The 26,447-nt window shown below is 61.4% G+C and carries 28 protein-coding genes; 11 read left to right on the forward strand and 17 right to left on the reverse strand.

Annotated elements, in window-relative coordinates:
- Positions 1 to 80: 80 nt before the first annotated feature.
- From AAC077_RS18135 to AAC077_RS18150, 4 genes are all read left to right on the forward strand, one after another.
- Positions 81 to 1,211, forward strand: coding sequence for an ABC transporter permease (locus tag AAC077_RS18135; RefSeq protein ID WP_339772669.1), 1,131 nt, complete (start codon positions 81 to 83; stop codon positions 1,209 to 1,211).
- A gap of 4 nt (positions 1,212 to 1,215) precedes the next feature.
- Positions 1,216 to 2,184 carry an ABC transporter permease gene (locus AAC077_RS18140; RefSeq protein ID WP_339772672.1) on the forward strand — a complete coding sequence of 323 codons (969 nt, stop codon included), beginning with the start codon at positions 1,216 to 1,218 and terminating at the stop codon, positions 2,182 to 2,184.
- A gap of 88 nt (positions 2,185 to 2,272) precedes the next feature.
- Entirely contained in the window at positions 2,273 to 3,187 is a 915-nt protein-coding gene (locus AAC077_RS18145) for a sulfite exporter TauE/SafE family protein (protein ID WP_339772675.1), read from the forward strand.
- Positions 3,187 to 3,948, forward strand: coding sequence for a TIGR02186 family protein (locus AAC077_RS18150; protein ID WP_339772678.1), 762 nt, complete (start codon positions 3,187 to 3,189; stop codon positions 3,946 to 3,948). Before AAC077_RS18145 ends, AAC077_RS18150 begins: the two co-directional genes overlap by 1 nt.
- 37 nt (positions 3,949 to 3,985) lie before the next feature.
- On the opposite strand, the gene AAC077_RS18155 is transcribed toward AAC077_RS18150, so the two are convergent.
- The 5 genes from AAC077_RS18155 to AAC077_RS18175 form a co-directional block, all read right to left on the reverse strand.
- Entirely contained in the window at positions 3,986 to 5,521 is a 1,536-nt protein-coding gene (locus AAC077_RS18155; RefSeq protein WP_339772681.1) for an AAA family ATPase, read from the reverse strand.
- Positions 5,522 to 5,571: 50 nt separating this feature from the next.
- On the reverse strand, positions 5,572 to 6,210 hold the full coding sequence (locus AAC077_RS18160) for an acyl-homoserine-lactone synthase (RefSeq protein WP_339772684.1): 639 nt from the start codon (positions 6,208 to 6,210) through the stop codon (positions 5,572 to 5,574).
- Between the two features lie 100 nt (positions 6,211 to 6,310).
- Positions 6,311 to 7,030: a LuxR family transcriptional regulator gene (locus tag AAC077_RS18165; protein ID WP_339772686.1), complete on the reverse strand. Its 720-nt coding sequence runs from the start codon at positions 7,028 to 7,030 to the stop codon at positions 6,311 to 6,313.
- A gap of 366 nt (positions 7,031 to 7,396) precedes the next feature.
- Positions 7,397 to 8,677 (reverse strand): crotonyl-CoA carboxylase/reductase, encoded by a 1,281-nt coding sequence (gene ccrA, locus AAC077_RS18170; protein ID WP_339772687.1) that lies wholly within the window; start codon positions 8,675 to 8,677, stop codon positions 7,397 to 7,399.
- A gap of 137 nt (positions 8,678 to 8,814) precedes the next feature.
- On the reverse strand, positions 8,815 to 10,179 hold the full coding sequence (locus tag AAC077_RS18175) for a 1-acyl-sn-glycerol-3-phosphate acyltransferase (protein WP_339772688.1): 1,365 nt from the start codon (positions 10,177 to 10,179) through the stop codon (positions 8,815 to 8,817).
- A 176-nt stretch (positions 10,180 to 10,355) separates the two neighbouring features.
- Here AAC077_RS18175 and AAC077_RS18180 point away from each other — a divergent pair, with 176 nt between their 5' ends.
- The 3 genes from AAC077_RS18180 to deoD all read left to right on the forward strand — a co-directional run bounded on the left by AAC077_RS18180 (position 10,356) and on the right by deoD (position 13,667).
- The gene (locus tag AAC077_RS18180) at positions 10,356 to 12,347 is read left to right on the forward strand and encodes a protein meaA (protein WP_339772736.1); all 1,992 of its coding nucleotides are present in this window, start codon (positions 10,356 to 10,358) and stop codon (positions 12,345 to 12,347) included.
- A gap of 132 nt (positions 12,348 to 12,479) precedes the next feature.
- The gene (locus AAC077_RS18185) at positions 12,480 to 12,806 is read left to right on the forward strand and encodes an H-NS histone family protein (protein ID WP_339772689.1); all 327 of its coding nucleotides are present in this window, start codon (positions 12,480 to 12,482) and stop codon (positions 12,804 to 12,806) included.
- A 156-nt stretch (positions 12,807 to 12,962) separates the two neighbouring features.
- Positions 12,963 to 13,667 carry a purine-nucleoside phosphorylase gene (gene deoD, locus AAC077_RS18190; protein ID WP_231033342.1) on the forward strand — a complete coding sequence of 235 codons (705 nt, stop codon included), beginning with the start codon at positions 12,963 to 12,965 and terminating at the stop codon, positions 13,665 to 13,667.
- An 83-nt stretch (positions 13,668 to 13,750) separates the two neighbouring features.
- Here deoD and AAC077_RS18195 read toward each other — a convergent pair whose 3' ends face one another.
- From AAC077_RS18195 to AAC077_RS18245, 11 genes are all read right to left on the reverse strand, one after another.
- Positions 13,751 to 14,596, reverse strand: coding sequence for a DUF1989 domain-containing protein (locus AAC077_RS18195; RefSeq protein WP_339772695.1), 846 nt, complete (start codon positions 14,594 to 14,596; stop codon positions 13,751 to 13,753).
- A 60-nt stretch (positions 14,597 to 14,656) separates the two neighbouring features.
- Entirely contained in the window at positions 14,657 to 15,436 is a 780-nt protein-coding gene (locus AAC077_RS18200) for a succinate dehydrogenase iron-sulfur subunit (RefSeq protein ID WP_339772698.1), read from the reverse strand.
- Positions 15,437 to 15,448: 12 nt separating this feature from the next.
- Entirely contained in the window at positions 15,449 to 15,775 is a 327-nt protein-coding gene (locus tag AAC077_RS18205; protein WP_339772701.1) for a hypothetical protein, read from the reverse strand.
- Positions 15,772 to 16,467 carry an FkbM family methyltransferase gene (locus AAC077_RS18210; protein ID WP_339772704.1) on the reverse strand — a complete coding sequence of 232 codons (696 nt, stop codon included), beginning with the start codon at positions 16,465 to 16,467 and terminating at the stop codon, positions 15,772 to 15,774. The genes AAC077_RS18205 and AAC077_RS18210 overlap by 4 nt, the downstream gene beginning before the upstream one ends.
- Before the next feature lie 3 nt (positions 16,468 to 16,470).
- Positions 16,471 to 18,276: a succinate dehydrogenase flavoprotein subunit gene (gene sdhA, locus AAC077_RS18215; protein WP_339772707.1), complete on the reverse strand. Its 1,806-nt coding sequence runs from the start codon at positions 18,274 to 18,276 to the stop codon at positions 16,471 to 16,473.
- A gap of 25 nt (positions 18,277 to 18,301) precedes the next feature.
- A complete protein-coding gene (sdhD, locus tag AAC077_RS18220) occupies positions 18,302 to 18,673 on the reverse strand; it encodes a succinate dehydrogenase, hydrophobic membrane anchor protein (RefSeq protein WP_339772710.1) in 372 nt (123 codons plus the stop codon).
- A gap of 11 nt (positions 18,674 to 18,684) precedes the next feature.
- Complete coding sequence (gene sdhC, locus AAC077_RS18225) at positions 18,685 to 19,068, reverse strand: succinate dehydrogenase, cytochrome b556 subunit (protein WP_037925116.1); 384 nt, start codon at positions 19,066 to 19,068, stop codon at positions 18,685 to 18,687.
- A 208-nt stretch (positions 19,069 to 19,276) separates the two neighbouring features.
- Complete coding sequence (locus AAC077_RS18230; RefSeq protein WP_339772719.1) at positions 19,277 to 20,308, reverse strand: MaoC family dehydratase; 1,032 nt, start codon at positions 20,306 to 20,308, stop codon at positions 19,277 to 19,279.
- Complete coding sequence (locus AAC077_RS18235) at positions 20,308 to 20,511, reverse strand: DUF1737 domain-containing protein (RefSeq protein ID WP_028954851.1); 204 nt, start codon at positions 20,509 to 20,511, stop codon at positions 20,308 to 20,310. Before AAC077_RS18235 ends, AAC077_RS18230 begins: the two co-directional genes overlap by 1 nt.
- A gap of 10 nt (positions 20,512 to 20,521) precedes the next feature.
- Positions 20,522 to 21,067 (reverse strand): NnrU family protein, encoded by a 546-nt coding sequence (locus AAC077_RS18240; protein WP_339772720.1) that lies wholly within the window; start codon positions 21,065 to 21,067, stop codon positions 20,522 to 20,524.
- A gap of 4 nt (positions 21,068 to 21,071) precedes the next feature.
- Positions 21,072 to 21,926, reverse strand: a complete 855-nt coding sequence (locus tag AAC077_RS18245) for a CoA ester lyase (RefSeq protein WP_339772722.1) — start codon at positions 21,924 to 21,926, stop codon at positions 21,072 to 21,074.
- A 319-nt stretch (positions 21,927 to 22,245) separates the two neighbouring features.
- Between AAC077_RS18245 and AAC077_RS18250 the strand changes: the two genes are divergently transcribed.
- Positions 22,246 to 22,581 (forward strand): hypothetical protein, encoded by a 336-nt coding sequence (locus AAC077_RS18250; protein WP_339772724.1) that lies wholly within the window; start codon positions 22,246 to 22,248, stop codon positions 22,579 to 22,581.
- Between the two features lie 61 nt (positions 22,582 to 22,642).
- Here AAC077_RS18250 and AAC077_RS18255 read toward each other — a convergent pair whose 3' ends face one another.
- Entirely contained in the window at positions 22,643 to 23,398 is a 756-nt protein-coding gene (locus AAC077_RS18255) for a sulfite exporter TauE/SafE family protein (protein ID WP_339772727.1), read from the reverse strand.
- 160 nt (positions 23,399 to 23,558) lie between these two features.
- Between AAC077_RS18255 and mdh the strand changes: the two genes are divergently transcribed.
- From mdh to sucC, 3 genes are all read left to right on the forward strand, one after another.
- Positions 23,559 to 24,521, forward strand: coding sequence for a malate dehydrogenase (gene mdh / locus AAC077_RS18260; protein WP_339772729.1), 963 nt, complete (start codon positions 23,559 to 23,561; stop codon positions 24,519 to 24,521).
- 124 nt (positions 24,522 to 24,645) lie between these two features.
- Positions 24,646 to 25,404 (forward strand): adenylate/guanylate cyclase domain-containing protein, encoded by a 759-nt coding sequence (locus AAC077_RS18265; RefSeq protein ID WP_339772731.1) that lies wholly within the window; start codon positions 24,646 to 24,648, stop codon positions 25,402 to 25,404.
- A 216-nt stretch (positions 25,405 to 25,620) separates the two neighbouring features.
- Positions 25,621 to 26,447, forward strand: an 827-nt coding sequence (gene sucC, locus AAC077_RS18270; protein ID WP_339772734.1) for an ADP-forming succinate--CoA ligase subunit beta, incomplete at its 3' end; no start/stop codon positions are given.

Consider the following 26,447-nt stretch of genomic DNA (forward strand, 5'->3'; position numbering starts at 1 on the left):
GGCTGTAAATATCCCGGGGGAGTCCCGCAGGGACGGGGGCAGCGCCCCCACCGCCCCGCCCACCAGACAGGAGCCGCCGCATGGATGTGATGCCAAAATGGGCCGAGGTGATCCTCGTGCCGCTGATCTCGCTGATCCTGGCCGCCATCATCTCGGCGCTGGTGATCCTGGCCATCGGCGAAGACCCCATCGCCGCCGTCAAGCTGATGGTGTCGGGCGCGCTGGGGTCGACCTATGGCTGGGGCTATACGCTGTATTACGCCACCAACTTCATGTTCACCGGCCTTGCGGTCGCCGTGGCCTTTCACGCACGGCTGTTCAACATCGGTGGCGAAGGTCAGGCGGCCCTGGGCGGTTTGGGCGTGGCGCTGGCCTGTCTTTACATCCCCTGGCCGCACTGGTCGCTGGCGCTGCTGGGTGCAATTGTCATGGCCGGCATTTTCGGCGCGATCTGGGCCGCGATCCCCGCCTATCTGCAAGCCAAGCGGGGCAGCCATATCGTCATCACCACGATCATGTTCAACTTTATCGCCGCCTCCTTGCTGAACTACATCCTTGTGAACGTCCTGCGCCCACGCGGCAGCATGGACCCCGCGACCGCCCGTTTCCCCGAAGGGACGCATCTGCCGACCTTGCACGATGTGCTGGCCCCCTTGGGCATCAACTTTTCCAAGGCAGCCCCCGCCAACATCACTCTGCTGGTGGCCGTTCTGGCCTGTGTGCTGGTCTGGGTGCTGATCTGGCGCACCCGTCTGGGGTACGAGCTGCGGGCCTATGGGCATTCTGAAAGTGCTGCGAAATACGCGGGTATTTCGCCGTTCAAGATCACCATGATCACCATGATCATTTCCGGCGGGCTGGCCGGTTTGATGGCGATCAACAACGTCATGGGCGAGGCCGAGCGGCTGGTCCTGAACGCGGTGGAAGGGGCCGGTTTCATCGGCATCGCCGTGGCCCTGATGGGCCGCAGTCATCCCTTTGGCGTTTTCATCGCCGCGATCCTGTTCGGATTTCTGTACCAGGGCGGGGCCGAACTGGCGCTATGGACCACGATCCCGCGCGAGCTGATCGTCGTCATTCAGGCGTTGGTGATCCTGTTTACGGGTGCGCTGGACAATATGGTGCGGATGCCGCTGGAGCGGATGTTTCTTGCATTGCGCCGCGCCCGCGCGCCCAAGCCCGAACGCAAACCTGTAGAGCCGGCGGAGTAATATCATGGATTTCCTGACCCTGATCCAACTGCTCGACAGCACTGTGCGCCTTGCCACGCCGCTGCTGCTGGCCTGTCTTGCCGGCCTGTTCAGCGAACGCGCGGGTATTTTCGACATCGGCCTCGAGGGCAAGATGCTGGCCGCCGCCTTCTTTTCCGCCGCCGTGGCTTCGGTCACCGGATCGGTCTGGCTGGGCCTGCTGGCGGGCATCGCGGCGTCGTTGATGCTGAGCGCACTGCACGGCGTCGCCTCGATCACCTTTCGCGGCAACCAACTGATTTCCGGCGTGGCGATCAACTTTCTGGCCTCGGGTCTGACGGTGCTGATTGCGCAAAGCTGGTTCCATCAGGGCGGGCGCACACCGTCGCTGATGGGCGGCGGGCGGTTCACGCCGATCACCCTGCCCTTTGCCGATGCGGTGGCCGATGTGCCGTTTCTGGGCCCGATCTATTCCGAGCTGATCTCGGGGCATTCCATCCTTGTCTACATGGCCTTTGCCGCCGTGCCGCTGACATGGTTCATTCTGTTCCGCACCCGCTTTGGCCTGCGCCTGCGGGCCGTGGGCGAGAACCCTGCCGCTGTGGACACCGCCGGCGTGTCGGTCGTGGCGCTGCGCTATGCCGCCGTTGCGATCTGCGGCGTGCTGTGCGGCATCGCCGGGGCCTATCTGTCGACCGCCCTTCAGGCCGGGTTCGTCAAGGATATGTCAGCCGGACGTGGCTATATCGCACTGGCGGCGCTGATCTTTGCAAAGTGGCGGCCTTGGTACGCGCTCTATGCCACGCTGTTGTTCGGGCTGTTCGGCGCGCTGGAAACCCGCCCCGATGTGATCACTGCCCTGACCGGAATGCGCGTGCAGGGCCAACTGTTGGGCGCCCTGCCCTATATCATGACGGTGATCATTCTGGCGGGCTTTGTCGGCCGCGCCAACCCACCGCGCGCCGGGGGCGAGCCATACGTCAAGGAACGATAGGTCCAGATTTCGCGATTTGTCGGTCCTGACGCTCCATGCTGCGGTGTAGCATATTGCTTTCGTCCCGTGACGTGGCCTAAGTAGGGGTATGCAAATATACCTTCCCATTGCAGAAGTTTCGGTAAATGCCTTCTTGCTGCTGGGCTTGGGCGGGCTGATCGGCATTTTGTCAGGTATGTTCGGCGTCGGCGGCGGCTTTTTGATGACGCCGCTGCTGTTCTTTATCGGCATCCCACCGGCAGTGGCCGTGGCCACGGGCGCGAACCAGATTGTCGCTTCGTCCTTCTCGGGCGTTCTGGCGCATTTCCGGCGGCGCACGGTGGATCTGCGAATGGGCACGGTCCTGCTGGTCGGCGGTCTGATCGGGGCCGCCGCCGGTGTGGCGATTTTCAACTACCTTCGGTCGATCGGTCAGGTCGATCTGATGGTGCGGCTTTGCTATGTGGTGTTTCTGGGCATCATCGGCTCGCTGATGTTCGTCGAAAGCCTGGCCGCGCTGCGCCGGTCGTCGTCGGGCATCAAGCCCAAGCGGAAAAAGCACGGTCTGGTCCACAAGATGCCGCTCAAGATGCGGTTCCGCGTTTCGGGGCTGTATATCTCGGTGATCCCGCCGCTGATGGTGGGGCTGTTCGTCGGGGTTCTGGCCGCGATCATGGGCGTCGGCGGCGGGTTTATCATGGTGCCCGCGATGATCTACATCCTTGGGATGCCGACCAAAGTGGTGATCGGCACGTCGCTGTTCCAGATCATTTTCGTGGCCGCCTTCACCACCATGCTGCACGCAACCACCAACTATACCGTCGATGTGGTTCTGGCGGTTCTGCTGCTGGTGGGCGGCGTCATCGGTGCGCAGATCGGCACCAACATCGGCCTGCGGATGAAGGCCGAACAGTTGCGCGTCTTGCTGGCCCTGCTGGTGATCATCGTCTGTGGCAAGCTGGCGCTTGAACTGTTGTTGCAGCCGTCGGAATTGTATTCGATTGCCCCCATGGTGGTGCAGTGATGCGCGGTCTGGTGCTGGCCTTTCTGACCTTTTGCGCCGCCTTGCCTGCGCGCGCCGAAGAGGTCGTTCTGGGCCTGTCCAAAGACGAAGTTGCGATCACTGCCAGCTTCGACGGCTCGGAAATCCTGATTTTCGGCGCTGTTCGCCGCGAACAACCGATCCCCGATGGGCCACCGCTTGAGGTGGTGATCACAGTTGCAGGACCATCCATGCCCGTCACCGTGCGCCGCAAGGAACACCGCTATGGCATCTGGATCAACACCGATGCCGTGGATGTCGACCGTGCGCCCAGCTACTATGCCGTGGCGTCCAGCGGCCCGCTGCGCGAGGTCCTTTCCAATATCGAAGACCTGCGCCACCGCATCACCGTGCCCCGTGCGATCCGCTCGGTCGGCGCGCCGATGACCATTCTGGACTCGGCATCCTTTACCCGCGCACTGATCCGCATCCGTGGCAACGTGGGCCTGTATCAGGTGCTGGAAGGCAACGTAAACGTCGATCAGCAAACGCTGTTTCGCACGTCGATCCAACTGCCGTCGGCCGTGACCGAAGGCGGCTATGTCACCCGCATCTTTCTGACGCGCAATGGCAAGGTCGTGACGCAATACCAGACCACAATCGAAGTCCGCAAAGTCGGGCTGGAGCGGTGGTTGCATTCGCTTTCACGCAATCAGCCCCTGTTGTACGGGCTGATGTCGATCGCCATCGCCATCGCAGCCGGTTGGGGCGCATCGGCGGGTTTCGCGTTGTTGCGGCGTTAGGGTCAGGGCCCTAGCAACTGTATCTTCAACTTGCTGGCTACAGGAACGCTTCGGGTTCGGCCAGATTAAGCGGCGCGGCAGGCACCGCGCGCAGATCATCCACACGCAACGGTTCGGTCGGCTTCGACAGGCGGTTGCGCACCACCCAGATCAGACGGTCCTGCGCGCGGGTGATGGCCACATAGGCCAGACGCTTCCACAAGGGTTGCCCTGCCTCGACACGGCCCATGCGTGCCGCGACGAACAGATCGGGTGCGAACACCTGCACCGTGTCCCACTGGCTGCCCTGGGCCTTGTGAATGGTCACGGCGGCGCCGTGCAGGAACGTGGCCCCCATACGGGCAGCAAAGGGGATGAACGGTTCTTCCTCGTCCGGCTTTTCGATCTTCACGATCGAGGCGGCGGAAATCTGCGGGTCTTCCGCGCCCATCACATGCAACCGTGAAAAGCCCGGCTTGCGCCCTGCCCCCAGAAACACCACCTGCGCGCCCTTGATCAGGCCGCGTGCCTCAAGGTCCAGTCGTTTCTTGCGGTGCTTCAATGGCAGTTCGATCCCGTCGCAGATCAACGGCTCGCCTTCGATCAGCGCGTCTTCGGGTGCGCCGTAAACGGTGCGAAAGGCGTTGATCAGCCGGATACGCGTGGCATTGCGCCAGACCAGAACCGGGCTGCGCGCCATCAGGTCCACCTCGACCCGCTGGCCCCAGACCACCCGCTCGTCACGTTTTGCAGCGTCCTCGATCATCTTCTCGAAGTGATGGAATTCCAGCGCCGGATCGGCCAGCGCGTGCGCCAGGTCCAGGATCGGGTTGTCGGCGGCCTGCCGGTGCACACGGCTTAGGTTCAGCACGCGCGGGGCGGGCAGTTTTTCAAACACCATGGTGCCGGATTGTCCCACAGGGGCAAGCTGAGCCGGATCACCGAACAGCAGCAGCGTCGGGAAGATTTCCTTCAGGTCGTCGAACTGCTTGTCATCCAGCATCGAGGATTCGTCGATAAAACCGATGTCCAACGGCTCTTCCCGACGCTTCCAGCCGGTGATGAAATCGCTGCCCCGCAGACCGGCGGCCGCCAGCGCGCCGGGGATGGATTTGTTGTTGGCATAGAACGCCGCCGCGCGGTCCAGAGCGAGCTCGGTCAGGTCGGGAATTTCGGGGCGTTCGCCATTGCCGGCCAGCCATTCGGCGATGCGTTCATATTCGGGATCATAGACCGGCGTGTACAGAATGCGGTGGATCGTCGTCGCAGGCACCCCGCGCAGACGCAGCACGCTGGCCGCCTTGTTGGTGGGGGCAAGGATCGCCAGCGTGCGCTTTTCCTTGCGCTTGCGCGATTCGTAGTCGCCCGACACAACCTCGACCCCCGCCTGCTCCAGCGCCTTATATAGCTGCGCCAGCAGCAGCGTCTTGCCCGACCCTGCCTTGCCCGTGACCGCCATCACCGCGCTGGCCGAGGATTTCGGCGGCATCAACAGGTGTTCGTCCAGATCAATGCCTGCGCCCCGCAGCATCTCGGTCACTGCGTCATAGGCCACGGCCTGATCGTCGGAGTATGTAAGGGCGGTATCGGTCATTTGGCGACCCTAAGCCCGAGCCGCCGCGGGGACCAGAGGGAAGGCGCGCTTTAGGCAGTGCGCGCCAGATTTTGTCTGTGAGTGCTGCCAAAGGACTGGTCGAACCACTGGCGCGACAGGTCCGGGCGGACTCCGGCCCGCTGTGCCACGGCGGCCTTGTCTGCGGGCGCGAACTGCCACAAACCGACGCTGATTTTGTCGCGGCCCGCGCCCGTGCTGCCCAACACCTCGGGCGACGCGCCGATCATGCGATAGATGCGCACCATGCGCGCGTCGAACACGCCGACGAAATGGTCCACTTCGAAGTTTTCCATAATCTCGCCCCCGCCCAGCATCAACGCCGCCGCAACGTGGCTGCCCGCACCGCGTGCCAGACAAAAGCGGGTGCATTCCCAGATGCGGGGGCTGGCGATGGGCACACCATCGGTCAGATGGCCAAAATGGTCGTTCACCATCACCGGCCCCGTAGTGGGCAGAAACCGCATCGAGCCGCCGTGGCTGCCGTCGGGTTCCTCCCAAATCACATACAGCGGGTTCAGGTCATCGTATTGATCCCGCTCGGCCCCGGTGTCGTCCACGCTGACCTCCCAGCCAAGGCGCGTTTTGAACTGGTCGGCGCGGTCGCGGAACATGGCGTCGCGCAGGGCGGGAAAGGTATGAAGGTCGGTGCCGTAGATGTAACGCAGCATGTGTGTGGCTCCCCATTGGTCTGATTGACCAACGGGGTAGCGGCACGCGGGTTAACGTGGGCAATAGCGACCGTGCGCTGCTAGAGATGGTTGCGCAACACTACACAACAATCAGCCCACGGCTCATAGCGCGGGCCACCGCATGTGTCGTGTTCATCGCCCCCAGCTTGAACCGCGCACTTTCGATATAGACCCGCAAGGTATGTTCGGAAATCGACAAGGTTTCAGCCACTTGTGCGCGGCTGTATCCCATCGCCAGCAAAGTCATGCTGTCCACTTCACGCGGCGACAGGCTGCGCGCTTGCTCTGGCTGGCGGTCGGGTTCGAATTCAAGCGCCTTTTGGTTGAAAGCGTGGGCAATCAGGATCAGCGCACGGCGATGGGTTTCGGTGAATGTGGCCCATGTGGCGTCGTCGCAACTGTGCGATACGGTGAACAACGCAAACTGGCCGTTGGGGCCGCGGATCGGCACGGTAAACCCCTGATTGCCGACGCCGTATTCAATCGCTTCGGCCTGAAAGGCGCGGGCGGCTTTGCTGGACCAATCCAGACGCTTCCAGTCAACGGGATGAAACCGCTGGTAACACCCGATCACCACGGGGTCGATGCGCAGGTAATTCTGTTCCAGGTAACGTGTACGCCATTCGCCGGAATATGTACCACATCCGTACTGATCGCCCGCACTGTCCACCCAGTGATAGATCATGTGATTTACGCCAAAAACCTCGGCGAACTCTTCAATGACACTCTGAAGAACGTCCAGCGTTTCAGACCGCTCCAGCCTCTCCAAAATGGTTTCCATCTGCGCATTCAGCGTCATCGGGCCCGCCTGTTACCGGTTCTGCTTTTCCCGAGATCTCGGCCATTGCAACGATTGCGGTGTCGTCCAGCTGCTCGGCCAGAAGGGGCAATCCGTTTGCGTGGGCAAAGGCCCGGAGATCCGTCAGAACATCCAAAATCCAATCGCTCTTCATATCAGGTTCGCCCTCAGTTGGTTAACAGTCGGTTAATTCAACTATAGCAGGAGCAAATTTCTTAAGAAATTCGCGTATTGGCACTCCCCCGAAATGGCGAGAGCGGTTTTGCCAAGTCATTGAGGTTGCAGGGCAAGGTTTGCAAACGCAAAAACGCCCGCGCGTCACAAGTGATTCGCGGGCGTTTGGTTCATCTTAGACGTGCGCAGGTGTTACCGGCCGGCTTCCAATGCGTCCTCGAACGTGCGCAGGCCGGTCTTGGGGGCCTGCACCAGCACCGACATGTTGCCGGGCTTGTGTTCGTTGCGCATCATTTTCATATGCGCATCGGGCAGGTCGTTCCACAGGAACACCTCGGACATACACGGATCAAGACGGCGTTCCAGCATCAGGCGGTTGGCGGCAGACGCTTGTTTCAGGTGGGCAAAGTGGCTGCCTTGCAGACGCTTCTGGTGCATCCACATGTAACGCACGTCAAAGGTCAGGTTGAAACCAGATGTGCCCGCGCAGATCACGACCATACCGCCCTTTTTCACCACAAAGGTCGACACAGGGAATGTCGCCTCGCCCGGATGTTCGAACACCATGTCGACGTTCACGCCCTTGCCGGTGATGTCCCAGATGGCCTTGCCGAACTTGCGCGCCTCGGCGAACCAGGCGTTGTATTCAGGCGTGTTCACCTTGGGCAACTGGCCCCAGCAGTTGAAATCCTTGCGGTTCAGAACGCCCTTGGCGCCCAGATCCATCACAAAGTCCCGCTTGCTTTCGTCCGAGATCACGCCAATGGCGTTGGCCCCTGCGGTGTTGATCAACTGGATCGCATAAGAGCCCAGACCACCCGACGCGCCCCAGACCAGAACGTTCTGGCCAGGTTTCAGGTCGTGCGGCTCGTGGCCGAACAGCATCCGGTAGGCGGTGGCCAGTGTCAGCGTGTAGCAGGCACTTTCTTCCCATGTCAGGTGCTTGGGGCGCGGCATCAACTGCTGCGCCTGCACGCGGGTGAACTGGCTGAACGAACCGTCGGGCGTCTCGTAACCCCAGATGCGCTGGCTGGGCGAATACATCGGATCGCCGCCGTTGCATTCCTCGTCGTCGCCATCATCCTGGTTGCAGTGGATCACAACCTCGTCGCCGACTTTCCAGCGCTTCACCTTGTCGCCCACCGCCCAGATGATGCCCGAGGCATCGGAACCGGCAATGTGATAGGGTTGCTTGTGACCGTCAAAAGGGCTGATCGGCTGCCCAAGGGCCGCCCAAACGCCGTTGTAGTTGATGCCCGCAGCCATCACCAGAACCAGCACATCCTGGCTGTCCAGCTCGGGCACATCCACGACCTCTTGCAGCATCGCCTTGTCCGGCTCGCCGTGCCGTTCGCGGCGGATGGCCCATGCGTACATCTGCTTGGGGACATAACCCAACGGGGGCATTTCGCCCACTTCGTACAGGTCTTTTTCGGGTGCTTCGTAGTGCGCGATGCCAGTGTCCAAAGCCATGCCAGTCTCCTTAGCCGTAGATGAATCGCCGCAGTGCAGAATCGCGACGGGTTTAGGATGAAATATTAAGACCCGCGCAACATTGCAACCGCATTTGGTCACTTTTTGTAATTTTATGACTTTGCGCGCGCAGAAATTTAGGGCGCAGTCGCAGCATCAGGATAAAAATGCGCGATCGAGTTGGCATAGAACTGCAAAACGTCCCGTTCCGCAGGGTTCATGGCGTACTGCCCGTCGGTTTCGATGATCAGCCCGCGCAACAGCATGTGCTTTTCCGCCTTCAGGCTGATGTTGCGGATCGAATCCTGTGACGCCAGCACATTGGTCTTGGCGGCGCGTATTTCGGTTTGCATGGCCTGTTGCAGGGCATCGTGATCCAGCGGAGCCGTCGCCCGCAGCATCACCCGCGACAGCACCGGCACAAAACACAGCGGCATTTCGCTTTCGATCCGGCGCATCAGGTCGGCCCCCAGCGCCTCGATGTCCGGCTTTGGCGCGTAGCTGGACAGGGCCACAGGCTGGCCGAACACCACCGCCGCCTCGCCAAAGCGCATTTGCGTGCCGAACAGCCGAAGCCACCCCTTGCGCAGGATGTAGAACAGGATCACCGAAATACGCGCCCGGAACCGGCGGCTGCCTTCGTTGCTGGCGGAAATCAGAATGCGGTCTTCCAGCACCCTGTCATAGTTGATGGCCACGGGAACAAAGACGACCTCGCGGCCCGATTCCTCCCAGGCCTCGACCACATAGGACAGCAGCCCCAGCTTGGGCGGCATCACGCGCCCAGACAGCGACAGACCGCCCTCGGGGAAGATCGCCTGTGTCGCGCCCCCTGTGGTCGCCATCTGGACATAGCGTTGCAGAACGCGCCGGTAGAGCGCACCACGGGATTTGCGCCGGATGAAATAGGCACCCATCGACTTGATCAGCACGCTTAACGGCCAGACCCGTGCCCATTCGCCCACCGCATAAGACAGCGCCGACGCGCGCGCGGCCAGATAGGTGACCAGCACATAATCCATGTTGGACCGGTGGTTCATCACAAAGATCACCGTGGCATCAGGGGCCACGTTTTTCAGCGCGGTTTCGTTCAGCAGACCGGTGCGCACATCATAGACCGTGTTGGCCAGAAACCGTGCGATGCGAATGCCAACGCCAAAATAGGTAAAGGCTGAAAAGCTGGGCACGATTTCGCGGGCATAGCGTTTGGCCTGCTCAAAGGCGACGTTTTCCGGCACGCCTTCTTTGCGTGCGTGTTCCACAATGGCCTGCGTCACCTGCGGGTCATACACCAGACGCTGGATCATATCGTGCCTGCGCGCCAGCTTGAACGGCTCGATGGGCCGCGTCAGGCGGGTGTTCAGCCGCGCGACGGCTTTCTCCAGACGCCGCCGAAAGAACCAGCGCACGGACGGCAGCAGGAAATGGCTCAGCGCCGTGACCGTTGCGAACAACACGATGACAATGAACAGCCATAAGGGAAGTTGGATGGTTTGCGTCATGCCGCCACATTTGCAGCCGGATCGGTCCAAGGACAACACCCAACTGCACAAAGCGGCGCAGCAGGTGCGGTTGACGGCTTGGCAATCGGGCACAGATCACAAAATGCGTTTACGCCGCGATGCAGCGAATTGACACTACCCGAAAGTTTCATATAGCTAGTCCATGACGCAATAATATTGCCCACCCAGATTCACGAGGCCTTTCGATGACACAAAAAGATCGCCCCTGGCTTATCCGCACCTACGCAGGCCATTCGACCGCCAAGGCGTCGAATGCGCTGTACCGGTCGAATTTGGAAAAAGGCCAGACCGGCCTGTCTGTCGCTTTTGATCTGCCGACGCAGACCGGCTACGACAGCGACCACATTCTGGCACGGGGCGAAGTGGGCAAGGTTGGCGTGCCGGTGGCGCATCTGGGCGACATGCGGGCGTTGTTTCAGGACATTCCGCTGGAACAGATGAACACGTCGATGACGATCAACGCGACCGCCCCTTGGTTGCTGGCGCTGTATATCGCCGTCGCCGAAGAACAGGGCGCGGATGTGGCGGGGCTGCAAGGCACCGTGCAAAACGACCTGATCAAGGAATACCTCAGCCGCGGCACCTATATCTGCCCCCCTGCCCCGTCACTGAAGATGATCGCGGACGTGGCCGAATATTGCTATACCAATGTGCCGAAATGGAACCCGATGAACGTGTGTTCCTATCACCTGCAAGAAGCGGGTGCCACGCCCGAGCAGGAATTGGCATTTGCGCTGGCCACCGCCACCGCCGTTCTGGATGCGTTGAAACCCCGCGTTCCGGCAGAAGACTTTCCCGTATTGGTTGGGCGTATTTCGTTTTTTGTGAATGCCGGAATTCGGTTTGTGACCGAAATGTGCAAAATGCGTGCCTTTGTTGATTTGTGGGACGAAATATGCGCGACCCGGTATGGCGTTGAAGATGCAAAATACCGGCGTTTCCGATATGGCGTTCAGGTCAATTCGCTGGGGTTGACCGAACAACAACCTGAAAACAACGTTTACCGTATTCTGATTGAAATGCTGGCCGTGACGCTGTCGAAAAAGGCACGCGCCCGCGCGGTGCAATTGCCTGCGTGGAACGAGGCGCTTGGCCTGCCGCGCCCCTGGGATCAGCAATGGTCGATGCGGATGCAGCAAATTCTGGCCTTTGAAACGGACTTGCTGGAATTCGATGACTTGTTCGATGGCAACCCTGCGGTCGATGCCAAGGTGGAAGAATTGAAAGCCGGCGCGCGGGCGGAACTGGACAACCTTGACGGCATGGGCGGTGCGATTGACGCAATCGACTATATGAAAGCGCAACTGGTGCAATCGAACTCGGACCGTCTAAGCCGTATTGAAGCGGGCGAAACCGTGGTTGTCGGCGTGAACAAATACACCAATACCGAACCATCGCCGCTGATGACCGAAGACGGCGGAATCATGACCGTGGACCCCGCCACCGAAGCCGAGCAGATCAGCCGCTTGCAAGACTGGCGCAGCAGCCGCGATCAGGCGGCTGTAGATGCCGCATTGGCCGATTTGCGCGCGGCAGCCGCGGCAGGCGAAAACATCATGCCGGCATCCATCACCGCGGCGCGCGCAGGCGTGACCACCGGCGAATGGGCCGCCCAAATGCGCAATGTGTTTGGCGAATACCGCGGCCCCACGGGCGTCTCTGCATCTGTGTCAAACAAGACCGAAGGTTTGGACGATCTGCGCGCCGCCGTTGACGCGGTCAGCGACAAGCTGGGCCGCCGGTTGAAATTCCTGGTGGGCAAACCGGGGCTGGACGGCCATTCCAATGGCGCCGAACAGATCGCCGTGCGCGCCCGCGATTGCGGCATGGACATCACCTATGACGGTATTCGCCTGACGCCCGAAGAGATTGTCGCCGCCGCATTGGACCAAGACGCCCACGTGGTCGGCCTGTCCATTCTGTCGGGCAGCCATGTGCCACTGGTCGAGGATTTGATGGACAGAATGCGCAATGCAGGTCTGGGACATATTCCCGTCATCGTCGGCGGAATTATTCCTGACGAAGATGCAAAACGTCTTCAGGGATTTGGCGTCGCACGGGTCTATACCCCGAAAGACTTTGAATTGAATACAATAATGAAAGACATCGTAACTTTGGTCGACCCCAAAGCAGTTGCCGCTGAATAGCGTCAATTGCCCTTGATACGGGAAAAGAACGCCCCTTTCCCGAATTCCGAGAAAGCTTGATTACTTTCAAAAGCTTGCTAAATGCTTGGTTTTACGCAATGCAGAAATGTACGCTTTTGGAAAGGCACCGTAATGAATATTGATCTCGACACCATGTCCCACAAGGATCTGGAAAAATTGCTGATCGACGTTAAAGCAGCGATTAAGAACGCCCAGGCCCGCGACCGTCGCGAGGCCCTCAAGGCCGCTGAAAAAGCGGCTGCGGAATACGGGTTTTCGCTGGACGAATTGTCCGGTGCCACCGGTTCGAAAAAGGGCGGCAAGGCCAAAAGCCCCTCGGTTCCGAAATTCGCAAACCCTGCGGATGCCTCGCAGACCTGGACCGGCAAGGGCCGCCAACCCAAATGGTATGTCGAAGCGATTGAAGCCGGCAAAAAGCCCGCCGATCTGGAAATCTGAACCAGACGGCTTTTTACAGTTTTGCAACGGCGCCTTTTGACCAGGTTAAAAAGTGCCGTTGCATTCCCCCCACCTCTTTGGCTTCCCTAACGTGTCCCCTTGCCCCACCGCAGTCATGCGGGCACTCTGGGCAAGACACAGTTTAGGAGCCCCCCAATGACCGTCCACATCGGAGCCAAACCCGGCCAGATCGCTGAAACCGTTTTGATGCCCGGCGACCCCTACCGCGCCAAATGGGCGGCGCAGACCTTTCTGGAAGGCGCAGAGCTGGTCAACGAAGTGCGCGGGATGCTGGGCTTTACCGGCACCTACAAAGGCAACCGGGTGACGATTCAGGGGTCCGGCATGGGGATGCCGTCGCTGTCGATCTATGCCAACGAACTGATCCGCGATTACAATGCCCAGACACTGATCCGCATCGGGTCCTGCGGCGGGATGCAGCCCCATGTGGGCATCCGCGACGTGATCGTGGCGATGACCGCCAGCACCATCACCTCGCCGTCATCGGGCATTTTCCGCGAACTGAACTATGCCCCCTGCGCCGATTACGGATTGCTGGCGGCTGCGGTCAAAGCGGCCGAGGCGCGCGGAACCAAGACGCATGTGGGCGGCATCTATTCGTCAGATGTTTTCTATGCTGAACGCCCCGATCTGGACGAACAGATGGTGCGCCACGGGATATTGGGCGTCGAGATGGAAGCGGCCGAGCTGTACACACTGGCCGCGCGGCACGGCCGTCGGGCGTTGGCGGTATTGACCGTCAGTGACCATTTGCAGACCGGCGAGGCGCTGCCGTCCGAAGACCGCGAAAAGACCTTTGGCGACATGGTCGAAATCGCGCTTGAAGCGGCGTTCGCCTGATCGTCTGAGCGGTCGCGCGGGGGCTTCTGAGGGAGCCTCCGGCGGGGATTTATTGAACCAGAGAAGTTGGACCGTGTCGGCGTTCAACGCCCGTGAGTGCGGTCGTAGCCGTTGGGCTTGGGCGCGCGCCAACCTGCCAGCGCATCCGCTTGCGGTTGGAACACCTCGACCAGCAGCGGATAACAGGCGGCGGTGTCGCTGGAGTGCTCGGACGAACAATCGCCCCCCGGGCAAGCGCTGAGCGCACCAAGCAGGTCGATCTCGGCGAAAAAGTCGATGTGATCGCCGGGGCGCACGGGGCTGGCTTTCATGAAATACTGGCCAGTGTCGCGGGTAAAGCCGGTGCACATGAACACGTTCAGCACGTCATGCACATGCGGCTCTGCCTGATGCGGGGACACACCCAGATGGTCGGCCAGCGCGCGTGTCAGGTTTGAATGACAACAGTGGTGGTACTGCCCGCCCGCCAGCAAGTTGTGGGTGTAGGGATCGCAACGGGTGCCGATCACGTCGTGGACCGACCCGCCAAAACTGTCGATGCCGTACCAGTCCAGCGTGTCGTGGATCACCGTCGCCATGGGGCGCATCCCCGGAAAGCTGGACCACATGCGGTCGCCGGTGCTGATGTGGGTGCCGTGCAGCGCGCGGGTTTTGCCGGAATAGAACCGTTCGGACAGGTCACGGGCGTTCCACAGGTTCAGGTCGCCCACCTGCGGCCCCTCTACCGATGAAATGCGGAAAATGTGGCCCGCAGGAACGGTAAAGGTCGCTGCATCGCGCGGGGGCACTGTGACCGCGTCGACCTTGGTCAAGCCCGCGCGGGCCGCTGAATAGAACGCCATATCGGGCTGTGGCAGCGTTTCAACCGGATAGCAGATCACCGGCGCTATGGCGCGGCGGGCGTCGGCATCGTCTGGGGGATGGGGCACAGGTGCAACCTCGGGTCAGAGGGCAAAGGGCGCGCCCGGCAGGGGCGCGCCGCAGATGGATCAAACGGCGCGTTCGACCATCATTTTCTTGATGTTGGAAATCGCTGCGGCAGGGTTCAGACCCTTGGGGCATGTCTTGGCGCAGTTCATGATGGTGTGGCAGCGGTACAGCTTGAAGGGATCCTCAAGGTCGTCCAGACGCTCGCCCGTCGCCTCGTCCCGGCTGTCGATGATCCAGCGGTAAGCGTGCAGCAAGGCGGCTGGCCCAAGGTAGCGGTCGCCGTTCCACCAGTAGCTGGGGCAGGATGTCGAGCAGCACGCGCACATGACGCATTCGTACAGGCCGTCCAGCTTTTCGCGGTCCTCGACCGACTGCTTCCACTCTTTCGCGGGGCGGTTGGTCTTGGTTTCCAGCCACGGCATGACCGATGCGTGCTGCGCATAGAAGTGTGTGAGGTCGGGGATCAGATCCTTGACCACCGGCATGTGCGGCAGCGGATAGATCTTCACGTCGCCCTTCACCTCGTCCATGCCATAGATGCAGGCCAGCGTGTTGATGCCGTCGATGTTCATCGCGCACGACCCGCAGATGCCCTCGCGGCACGAGCGGCGGAAGGTCAGCGTCGGGTCGATCTCGTTCTTGATCTTGATCAGCGCGTCCAGGATCATCGGGCCGCAGGCGTCCAGATCAATCCAATAGGTGTCGACCTGCGGGTTTTTCCCGTCGTCGGGGTTCCAGCGGTAAATCTGGAACTTGCGCAGGTTGGTGGCACCTTCGGGCTTGGGCCATGTTTTGCCGGTCTTGATCCGGCTGTTCTTGGGAAGCGTCAGTTGAACCATCTGGTGTCTCCTTTACGCGGTCAGGGCTGCGAGGCCCGCCTTGGTGATGCATGATTGTGTTTCTGGCCGTTCGATCACACTTCGAACCAGCGCAGCGGTTGTCTCACTGACGCCGATCACGGCGTCCTTGGCGAATTCGCCGATTTCACGGGCCGAGGCGTTGTCGATGACGCAGTCGGAAAACGGCGTCACGGCGGCCTTGGGCACCATGGGAAAGCGGGTGGCAAAGGTTTCGGCCACCGCCGCCTTGGCCGAGCGGCGCGCCACGCCGTCCACCGCCTGGGTGGTTTCGGCGCAGGCGGTCAGCGCCAGCAGCGATACGATCAACAGCGCCCTCATGCCGCCCACCGCGTGAACATCACGTCCATGTGGCGCGGCTGTGCGCGTTTGCCGGGGCCGTCTGCGATGGCAAGGATGTCGCGCAGTTCCAGGCCTGCGTCCGCCAGCAGCGCGATGGCCGCCGAAGGTGGGGTTGATTGGGTGAACCGTTCGGTCACGCTCAGCTCCAGTATCACAAATTCGCAGCGTTTCAGGGTGTCGGGTCCGCCTGCCAGCACGGCAGTTTCAAACCCTTCGGTGTCGACCTTCAGCCCGACGCGCCCGTCATAGGCCGCCGCCACGTCGTCCAGCCGCTTGACCGGTACATCGTAGGTGTCGACCTTGTTGAACGTACCGGCCAGATTGTCCGTCCGTTCCATCAACGACGCCATCGCGCCGCCCTTGCCAGGTGCCGTTTCGGGCACGTTCAGGGTGGCTGTGCCCGCCTCGGCCCCCAGCGCCACGGCGTGAAAGTCGAAATCCTCAAGCTGCCCCGAGGCGCGCACGACGTCGCCGCAACCGGGTTGCGGGTCGATCAGCACAAAGCGCGCATCGGCAAAGGATTTGTACAGCCACGGCGTGCCGTCATGCACCCCGACATCAAACACGACATCGGGGGAAAATCCGTATCCTTTCAGATAGAACGCACGTGTCTTGATGGGATGGACAGCCAACCCTTCGGACTTGAGCGTGCGCCGGATTTCACCAAGCATGGGTCAGAACGTCCGCTTCTTCGGCGCGATCTTCTTGGGGTCGATCCCGCCTTCGGTTTCGTTGGTCAGCGGGTCCATGTGTACGGCCCGATAGCCCAGCGTCGCCTTGTTGTCGTCGAACCATGTCAACGAGTGCTTGCGCCAGTTCTCGTCGTCGCGCTCGGGGTAGTCCTCGTGGGCATGTGCCCCGCGGCTTTCCTTGCGCGCCGCCGCCGCCGTGATGGTTGCCACAGCGTTGGGGATCAGGTTGGCCAGTTCAAGCGTTTCCATCAGGTCCGAGTTCCAAACAAGGCTGCGGTCGGTGACCTGAATGTCAGACCACTTGCCCGCAATCTCGTCCATCGCAACCTTGCCCGCCTGCAACGTCTTGTCTTCACGGAAAACAGCGGCGTCTTTTTGCATGGTCTGCTGCATTTCCATGCGCAGTTCTGCGGTGGGCGTGCTGCCCTTGGCGTGGCGGGTGTTGTCGAAACGGTCCAAAGCGGCCTGAACCGACGCAGGGTTCGGCGTGGGCACGGCGCTGTCGGGGTTCACGATCTTGCCCGCGCGGATCGCCGCGGCACGGCCAAAGACCACAAGGTCGATCAACGAGTTCGAGCCAAGCCGGTTCGCGCCGTGCACCGAGGCACAGCCCGCCTCGCCCACGGCCATCAGGCCGGGTGCGACGCGATCGGGTTCGTCCTCGGTCGGCGACAGCACTTCGCCCCAATAGTTCGTCGGGATACCGCCCATGTTATAGTGCACGGTCGGGATCACGGGGATCGGTTCCTTGTTCAGGTTCACACCTGCGAACACCCGCGCGCTTTCCGAAATACCCGGCAGGCGCAGTTTCAGCGTCTCGGGCGGCAGGTGGGACAGGTTCAGGTGGATGTGGTCACCGTTCTTGCCGACACCGCGGCCTTCGCGGATTTCCATCGTCATGCAGCGGCTGACATAGTCGCGGGGCGCGAGGTCTTTATACTGGGGCGCGTAACGCTCCATGAACCGTTCGCCTTCGGAGTTGGTCAGATAGCCACCCTCGCCGCGCGCACCTTCTGTGATCAGGCAGCCCGCACCATAGATGCCGGTGGGGTGGAATTGCACGAATTCCATGTCTTGCAGCGGCAGACCCGCACGCGCCACCATGCCGCCACCGTCGCCGGTGCAGGTGTGGGCGCTGGTTGCGCTGAAATAGGCGCGGCCATAGCCGCCGGTGGCCAGCACGACCATCTTGGCGCTGAACAGGTGCAGGGTGCCGTCGTCCAGCTTCCAGCACATCACGCCTTGGCATTCGCCCTCTTCGGACATGATCAGGTCGATGGCGAAATATTCGATGAAGAACTCGGCCTTTTGCTTCAGCGACTGGCCGTACAGCGTGTGCAGAATCGCGTGGCCGGTCCGGTCGGCAGCGGCGCATGTGCGCTGCACGGCGGGGCCTTCGCCGAATTCGGTGGTGTGGCCGCCGAACGGGCGCTGGTAAATCTTGCCCTCGTCGGTGCGCGAGAACGGCACGCCGTAATGTTCCAGCTCGTAAACCGCCTTGGGCGCTTCGCGGGCCAGATATTCCATCGCATCCGTATCGCCCAGCCAGTCCGACCCCTTGACGGTGTCGTACATGTGCCATTGCCAGTTGTCGGGGCCCATGTTGGACAACGACGCGGCAATGCCGCCTTGTGCGGCAACGGTGTGCGAGCGGGTCGGGAACACTTTGGTCACGCAAGCGGTGCGCAGGCCCTGTTCGGCCATGCCCAGCGTCGCACGCAAACCAGCGCCACCGGCGCCTACGACGACGACGTCGTATTCGTGTGTTTCATATTCATATGCAGCCATTGAAATGTCTCCTCTGACTGGCGATTTAAAGTGCGATGCGGGCGATGGCGAAAAGGCCCGTCGCCGCAATGGCGTAGCAGACGCAGATCATCACCACGATCGAGATTTTTTCAGCGACACCGTGGACATAGTCCTCGATCAGCACCTGAACGCCGTCCTTGAAGTGTTTCATGGTCACGGCAAAGGTCAGCGCAGCCACGATGGCCGGGAACGGGTGGCTGAAGTATTCCAGCACCTCGGCGTGGGGCTTGCCCAGCATCGGGCCAAAGGTAAAGACGAACAGCGGGATCAGGATCAGCAGCGCAACGGCGCTGACTTTCATCGCCCAGAAATGGGCGGTGCCGGATTTGGCCGATCCCATGCCCACGGCGCGCTTGCGGTCTGTAAGATAACGCATCGGTGGCTCCCTTAGATGATGATGATGGTCAGGATGGTCAGAACGACCGATCCGCCAATGACGGCCCAGCCAAGTTTCTCGGCGGTGTTGATCTCAAGGCCAACGCCGTTGTCCCAGATCAGGTGCCGGACACCGGCCAGCGTGTGATACCAAAGCCCCCACAGCGACAGCGTCATCACCAGATCGCCAAACCAGCTTGTCAGGAAACCGTCTGCGGTTGCAAAGGCTTCGGGCGATGTGGCGGCGGCGATGAACCACCATGTGATCAGAAATGTGGTGACCAGCAATGCGTTGCCTGTGATCCGTGTGAGGATCGACGTCATCGACGTCAGTTGCGGGCGGTAGATGGTCAGATGCGGTGAGAGCGGGCGGTTGCCCCGGTTCACGTCGGCCATGACGACTCCTTTGGCTTGGTGCTTGGTCTCTTACTAAACCGTTTTTTCGCGCTGTCACGTAGATGCGCCAATTTGTTACCACTAACAGGGGTGGTTTTTCAGCGCACCCCGCAATAATCGGCATATTGTGATCACAGTAGATTGCGCCGTGATCACAAATAAATCATGACTGTTTTTATAGGGTTTATGCGCCACCCCTGCCCTGCACTTAAAGCGGAACCAGCGCCCAATAATCCAGATCCAGCAGTACGTCAGGCAAATATTTGCCGTCTTCGCCGCGCAGCTTGAACGGATCGCCGCCCTTGGTCGCCACCAGCCGCAGCCGCAGCGCACCCACACCGGGGGCGCTGGTTTCGGCCTTGTCCAGAACCTCGGACCACGCGCGGATCGTGTCGCCGGACAGGCAGGGGTTCGCATGTGCGCCGCCGTTCAGCCCCACAACCATCTGCGCGTTGGCCAGCCCGTTGAACGACAACGCGCGCGCCATCGAAATCACGTGGCCGCCATAGATCAGGCGGCTGCCGTCGGGGCGTGCGGATGTGTCAAAGTGCACCTTGGCCGTGTTCTGCCACAGCCGCGTCGCCATCATATGCTCGGCCTCTTCCACGGTGACACCGTCCACGTGGTCGATCTGTTCGCCGATCTCGTAATCGCCCCAGCGGTGCGGCTCGCCCGCCAGGGTGAAATCATAGTTGCTGAAATCCAGCCCCTTGGGGATCACCAGCGCGGCGGGGTCGACCACATTGGTCAGCTCGGGCACCACCGTTTCGGGTGCCGGCGCATCAACGTCGCCCTTGCGCACCATGACCCAGCGCACATATTCCAGCACTTCCTCGTCATGCTGATTCAGTCCCGTGGTGCGCACATAAACCACGCCGGTCTTGCCGTTCGAGTTCTGTTTCAGCCCGATCACCTCGGACCGTGCACGCAGGGTGTCGCCGGGCCAGACGGGCAGTTTCCAGCGTCCTTCGGCATAGCCAAGGTTCGCCACCGCGTTCAACGACACATCCGGCACGGTTTTGCCGAACACGATGTGAAAGGCGATCATGTCATCCAGCGGCGAGAACGGCAGACCGCAGCCTTGCGCGAACTGGTCGGACGAATACAGCGCATGACGCGCCGGATACAGCATGTGATAAAGCGCGCGTTCGCCCATTTTGACGGTGCGCGGCACCGCGTGGTCGATCACCTGCCCCAGCGTGTAGTCTTCGAAAAATCGGCCCGGATTGGTCTTTTTCATCAGTGCGCCCCCAGCTTGGTGTCGGGGGTATAGGTGCCGGGCGCTTCTTTCACCACGGCCTGACCGCAGCGCATGACGCCTGCGGCGTGGTCCCATGTCTGGGTCGGGCTGCCGTGCAGTTCCCACCCCTTGTTCAGCGCATCCGTCACCTTGTGACAAAAGGCCGACGTGTCCTCTTCGGACAGAAAACGATAGAGTTTCATAATCTTATCCTTACCCGAACGGGTTATAGCCCAGCCATGTGTGGATGGCGCCGATCACGCCCAGCAGCACAAACGAGATACCAAGGAACATGATGTCCTTGGAAATCGCGCCCTTGGCGGGCGGTGTCCATGCGGGCTCGGCGCGGTTGATCACGACCATTTCGGCCAGCGCCCAGACCAGCAAGCCGCCAAACAGCACGAACGATGGCACATCGCCGTTCACCAACAGGTGCGCGATGGCCCACAGTGAAAACCCCGTCAGCATCGGATGGCGCATCTTGTAGAAGATCGCGCCCTTCTTCGGACCGGGGCTGACGAAATACAAAGCGGCAACCATCAGCAGGTTGTTGATCCCCGTGGTCGCCGGATGACGCCCCCAGAAAAACGCACCATCCGCCGCGCGGTAGCCAAAGATCATCAGCAGCACAGAGGCCACAAGCGCAATTGCGACAACGCCCTTGCCGGCGTTGCCCATGGCGGCGCGCTGTGCCGGCATGGCACGTTTAAAGAAATGGGCCGCGGCCCACAAAAGAACCCCAAGAATAAGCAGTGTCATGTGTTCAACCCTCTGCCATGGCTGCAATGGCCTCGGCTTGTGCGATCAGTTTGCGCGCGGTTTCTACGTGCAGATTCTCGACAATCTTGCCGTCAACCACAGCCACACCCTGCCCCGAAGCTTCGACTTCGTCAAAGGCTTCGATCTGACGGCGGGCGGTGTCGATCTCGGCGTCCGACGGGGAATAGGCCGTATTTGTCACGGCCACCTGTGCGGGGTGGATCAGGGTCTTGCCGTCAAAGCCCATGTCGCGGCCCTGCTCACATTCCAGCGCCAGCCCCTCGTCGTCCTTGAAGGCGTTATAGACCCCATCCACAATCGCCAGCCCATGCGCCTTGGCCGCAAGCAGGCACAGGCCCAGCCCTGCCTGCAACGGCAGACGGTCGGCGCGGGCGCGCGTGTTCAACTCTTTCGCCAGATCGTTGGTCCCCATCACCAGACCCTGCAACTTGGGGTGGGCCGCAATGGCGGCGGCGTTCAACATGCCGGCGGGCGTCTCCATCATCGCCCACAGCGGCGCGTCGCCGGTGATCGCGGCCAGTGCATCCAGATCAGCGGGGCTGGACACCTTTGGCAACAGGATCGCATCGGCCCCCATATCAGCGGCCGCACGCGCATCGTCGGCACCCCAGTCTGTGTCCAGCGCATTGATGCGAATGATCTTCATCCGCGCGCCATAGCCGCCTTGGGCCAGCGCTTCGGCCAGAATGCCGCGTGCGCTGACCTTTTCTTCGGCGGTCACCGCGTCTTCCAGATCGAAGATGATTGCATCGACCGGCAGCCCGCGTGCCTTGTCCAGTGCACGGGGTTTGGATGCCGGAATGTAAAGAACGGAACGCAACGGACGGTCGAGAGCCATAAGCCTGCCTTTCGGGTAGGGTAATAATGTTGCGCGCAAGGACGCATTTTTTTGCGAAAGGTTCAAGAGGAAACGCGCCGCAATGCAGCAAATGTCAAATTTTCCGCAGCGGCGCGCGGTGCATTAACCATTATTTACCACTCAAGGCGCAGGCTGAAACGGTCCGATATCACCAATAGGGCCGTTTTGGCAGGGCCGCCGAACCTTTGCGGAAGGGGTGTCGCGACAACACAGGAACCGGGGCCGCCCGGTCATCGTCGGGCAACCGGCTCAGGCCAGATGACTGCGGGTGACGCCTTTTGACCAAAGGCTGAACAACATGACACGCAACAAGACATTCTTGCATCTCGCCGCGCTGACGGCTGCGGCCACGCTGTACCTGATGGCGGCTGGCCACGTGGCGGCACAATCCAGCGCGCGCAACTGCGGGCCGCGCGCATTGGTGGTGGACCGGCTGGCGTCTGGCTACGGCGAAACCCGCCAGTCAATGGGACTGGGCGCCAACAACCAGGTGATCGAGGTGTTTGCCTCGTCCGAAACGGGCACATGGACAATCACGGTGACCACGCCCGCGGGGGTGACCTGCCTTGTGGCGTCGGGACAGGCATTCGAGGAACTGGCCGAAGCGTTGCCGCCCCCCGGCAACGACGCCTGAAACAAGCGTTAAGAGATTGACGGGCGGCCTTCCGGGGCCGCCTTTTTCATGGGCAGACCGATCAGCTCAGCCCATCCCAAATCAGCTTGATCCCGGTGACCACCAGCAGCGCATAGGTCAGTGCGAAAAACGCAAGTTCCGGCACCAGCCGGTGCGCCTTGACCCCGACCCACGCGCCCGCCAGCGCAAAAGGCGCAAGTGCCAGATTGGCCAGCCCCGTTTGCAGCGTGAACATGCCCAGATAGGCATAGGGAACGAATTTGGCCACGTTGATCACCCAGAACAGCAGCACCGTAGACGCCTGATATTCCGTCTTGGTCATGCCGCGTGACAGCAGATAGACCGCCGCCGGCGGGCCGCCCGCATGGCTGACAAAACTGGTAAATCCCGCAACCAGCCCCGCCACGGCCCCCGCGCCCTGCCCCAACGGCCTGGACGTGGCAGCGATCCAGCCGCGCGCCCGGCCCACCTGCCAGGCTACGAACGCCAGCGAAATCACTCCGATCAGCACGCGGAACACATCCGCATCGGCCACCCGGTACAACGCCGCGCCCAGCACAACACCGGGCAGCGCGCCCAGAATCAGCAACCGCGTCTCGGGCCAGCGCCACTTGCGCCAGTACGGTCCCAGCGTGGCCACGTCGATCAGCATCAGCATCGGCAGCATGACGCCCAGCGCCAGCCCCGGCTCGACCACCAGCGCCAGAATCGACGCGCCCGCAAAGGCGGCGCCCGACCCGAAACCGCCCTTGGACACCCCCGCAAACATCACTGCGGGACCAGCCACGGCAAAGAACGCCCAATCCAGTTCCAGCACGTTAACTCCTTGGAAACCTTTGCACTGCATTCAAGGTTAGCGGGTAACAACGCCCACTGCCAGCAGCCGCGTGCGCCCGTGCCGCGGCGCAGCAGCCTTGCACGCGGCGCGGATAAGGACTAGGCAAACCGCAAATTCACAGCAACCCTGGAGACTACTCATGGCCAGACCCAAAATTGCGCTGATCGGCGCAGGTCAAATCGGCGGGACGCTCGCGCATCTCGCAGCCATCAAGGAATTGGGCGACGTTGTCCTGTTCGACATTTCCGAAGGCACCCCCGAAGGCAAGGCGCTGGACATCGCTGAATCCGGCCCCTCCGAGGGTTTCGACGCCAAGATGAGCGGCACCCAGTCCTACGAGGACATCGCAGGCGCAGACGTGTGCATCGTCACCGCCGGCGTGCCCCGCAAACCGGGCATGAGCCGCGATGACCTGCTGGGCATCAACCTCAAGGTTATGAAATCCGTCGGCGAAGGCATCCGTGACCACGCACCGAACGCATTCGTGATCTGCATCACCAACCCGCTGGACGCCATGGTCTGGGCGCTGCGCGAATTCTCGGGCCTGCCCCACGAAAAAGTCTGCGGCATGGCCGGTGTTCTGGACAGCGCCCGCTTCCGTCACTTCCTGGCCGAAGAATTCCAGGTCTCCATGCGCGACGTGACAGCATTCGTGCTGGGCGGCCACGGCGACACCATGGTGCCGCTGACACGCTATTCGACCGTTGCGGGCATCCCGCTGCCCGATCTGGTCAAAATGGGCTGGACCACACAGGAAAAACTGGACGCCATCGTTCAGCGCACCCGTGACGGCGGTGCCGAAATCGTCGGCCTGCTGAAAACCGGCTCGGCGTTCTATGCGCCTGCCACGTCGGCGATCGAAATGGCCGAGGCCTATCTGAAAGACCAAAAGCGCGTCCTGCCCTGTGCGGCCTATGTTGACGGCGCTCTGGGTCTGAAAGGCATGTACGTGGGCGTGCCCACAGTGATCGGTGCTGGTGGCGTTGAAAAAGTCATCGACATCAAGATGACCAAAGACGAACAAGCCATGTTCGACAGCTCGGTTTCGGCCGTTCAGGGCCTGGTCGACGCGTGCAAAGGCATCGACAGCTCGCTGGCGTAAGCTGCAACTTGCTGTCATGAATAAAGCCGGGCGCGTCTAACGTGTCCGGTTTTTTCATGGGCTGCCTATTTTCGGGCTGCGCATCAACATCACCCCGTCTGCGGGGTGCTCAGGAGGGGTCGATGTGTCCCAACTGCCTGACATCAAACGCAAGCTGACCACGATCCTGTCAGCCGATGCCGCGAATTATTCGGGCCGTATGGCCCGCAACGAGGTGGACACCGTTCAGGCCCTGCGCCGTGCCCGCCGTGTGATCGACGCGGCCATTGCCATCCGGGGCGGGCGCATCGCCAACACCGCAGGCGACGGGTTGATCGCCGAATTTCCATCTGTCGTCGAAGGCGTGGCCGCGGCTGTCGCCATTCAGCGCGAATTGAACGCCACCGCAGACTCTCTGCCCTTTCGCATCGGCGTGCATCTGGGCGACGTGATTGTCGAAGGCGACGATCTGCTGGGCGACGGCGTGAACCTGGCCGCGCGACTTCAAGAGAATGCAGGCATCGGCGGCATTCTGGTGTCGCGTCAGGTGGTCGATCACGCGCGCGGACGGCTAGAAGCCGAGTTTCGCCCGCTTGGCCCCGCCACCCCCAAAAACCTGCTGGACGAGGTCGAGCTGTTTGCAGTGCTGTCCGACGGCGTCAACGCGCCCGACGATCTGGCGCGGGTTTCACCGCGCATCGACCGCCCCCGACCCAGCCGCCCCGACAGCGACGCCCGCGCCAAATTCCGCAAGTCATGCCAGCGCGCAGGCTTGGCCACCGCCGTGCTGCTGGTGATCGACGTTTCCAACGGCGCAGGCCCGGGATGGCCCGCCCTTGCGGTTGCGGGCATTGGTGTATCGCTGGTGTTCAGATGGCTGAATCTGCGCGCCCCGAAAGATTGAACATTCTGTCTGCACAAGGGAATCTGTGCCGACACGCGCCAAAACCCCCTGTCAGCGGTAACGCCGGATATTTTGTGATCACAGGAAAAAACGTGTGATCACAAAAGTCGGATTTTCTGGGCAAAACCCCGCCTGCCCCACCTTTTCAGTTTACCATCCGTTCACGCTTGATCGTATACAGCCAATTAAACCGCAGCTAATCAGGACCGCTTTGTCATGAACATCCACGAATACCAGGCCAAGGCCTTGCTTCGCTCTTACGGTGCCCCCGTTTCCGACGGGCGCGTCGTGCTGAAAGCCGAAGACGCCAAAAACGCAGCCGCCGAAATGGACGGCCCCCTGTGGGTGGTCAAGGCGCAGATCCACGCAGGTGGTCGCGGCAAGGGCCACTTCAAAGAAGCCGACGCCGGTGAAAAAGGCGGCGTGCGCCTGACCAAATCGGTCGAAGAGGCCGCCGAGGAAGCCAAGAAAATGCTGGGCCGCACATTGGTCACGCACCAGACCGGCCCCGCAGGCAAACAGGTCAACCGCATCTACATCGAAGACGGCTCGGGCATCGAAACCGAATTGTACCTGGCCCTGCTGGTTGATCGCCAGACCAGCCGCGTCAGCTTTGTCTGCTCGACCGAAGGCGGCATGGACATCGAAGAGGTCGCAGCGTCGACCCCCGAGAAAATCCTGTCCTTCTCGGTCGATCCCGCATCCGGCTATCAGGCATTCCACGGCCGCCGCATCGCTTTCGCCCTGGGGCTGGAAGGCAAGCAGGTCAAACAGTGCGTCGGTCTGATGGCGCTGCTGTACAAGGCGTTCCTGGAAAAAGACATGGAAATGCTGGAAATCAACCCGCTGATCGTCACCGACAGCGGCGACCTGAAAGTGCTGGACGCCAAGGTCAGCTTTGACGGCAACGCGATGTACAAGCACGCCGACATCAACGAACTGCGCGACGAAACCGAGGAAGATCCCAAGGAACTCGCCGCGTCCAAATACGACCTGAACTATATCGCGCTGGACGGCGAAATCGGCTGCATGGTGAACGGTGC

This window comes from uncultured Pseudosulfitobacter sp. (genome assembly GCF_963976325.1).
Taxonomy (GTDB): Bacteria; Pseudomonadota; Alphaproteobacteria; order Rhodobacterales; family Rhodobacteraceae; genus Pseudosulfitobacter.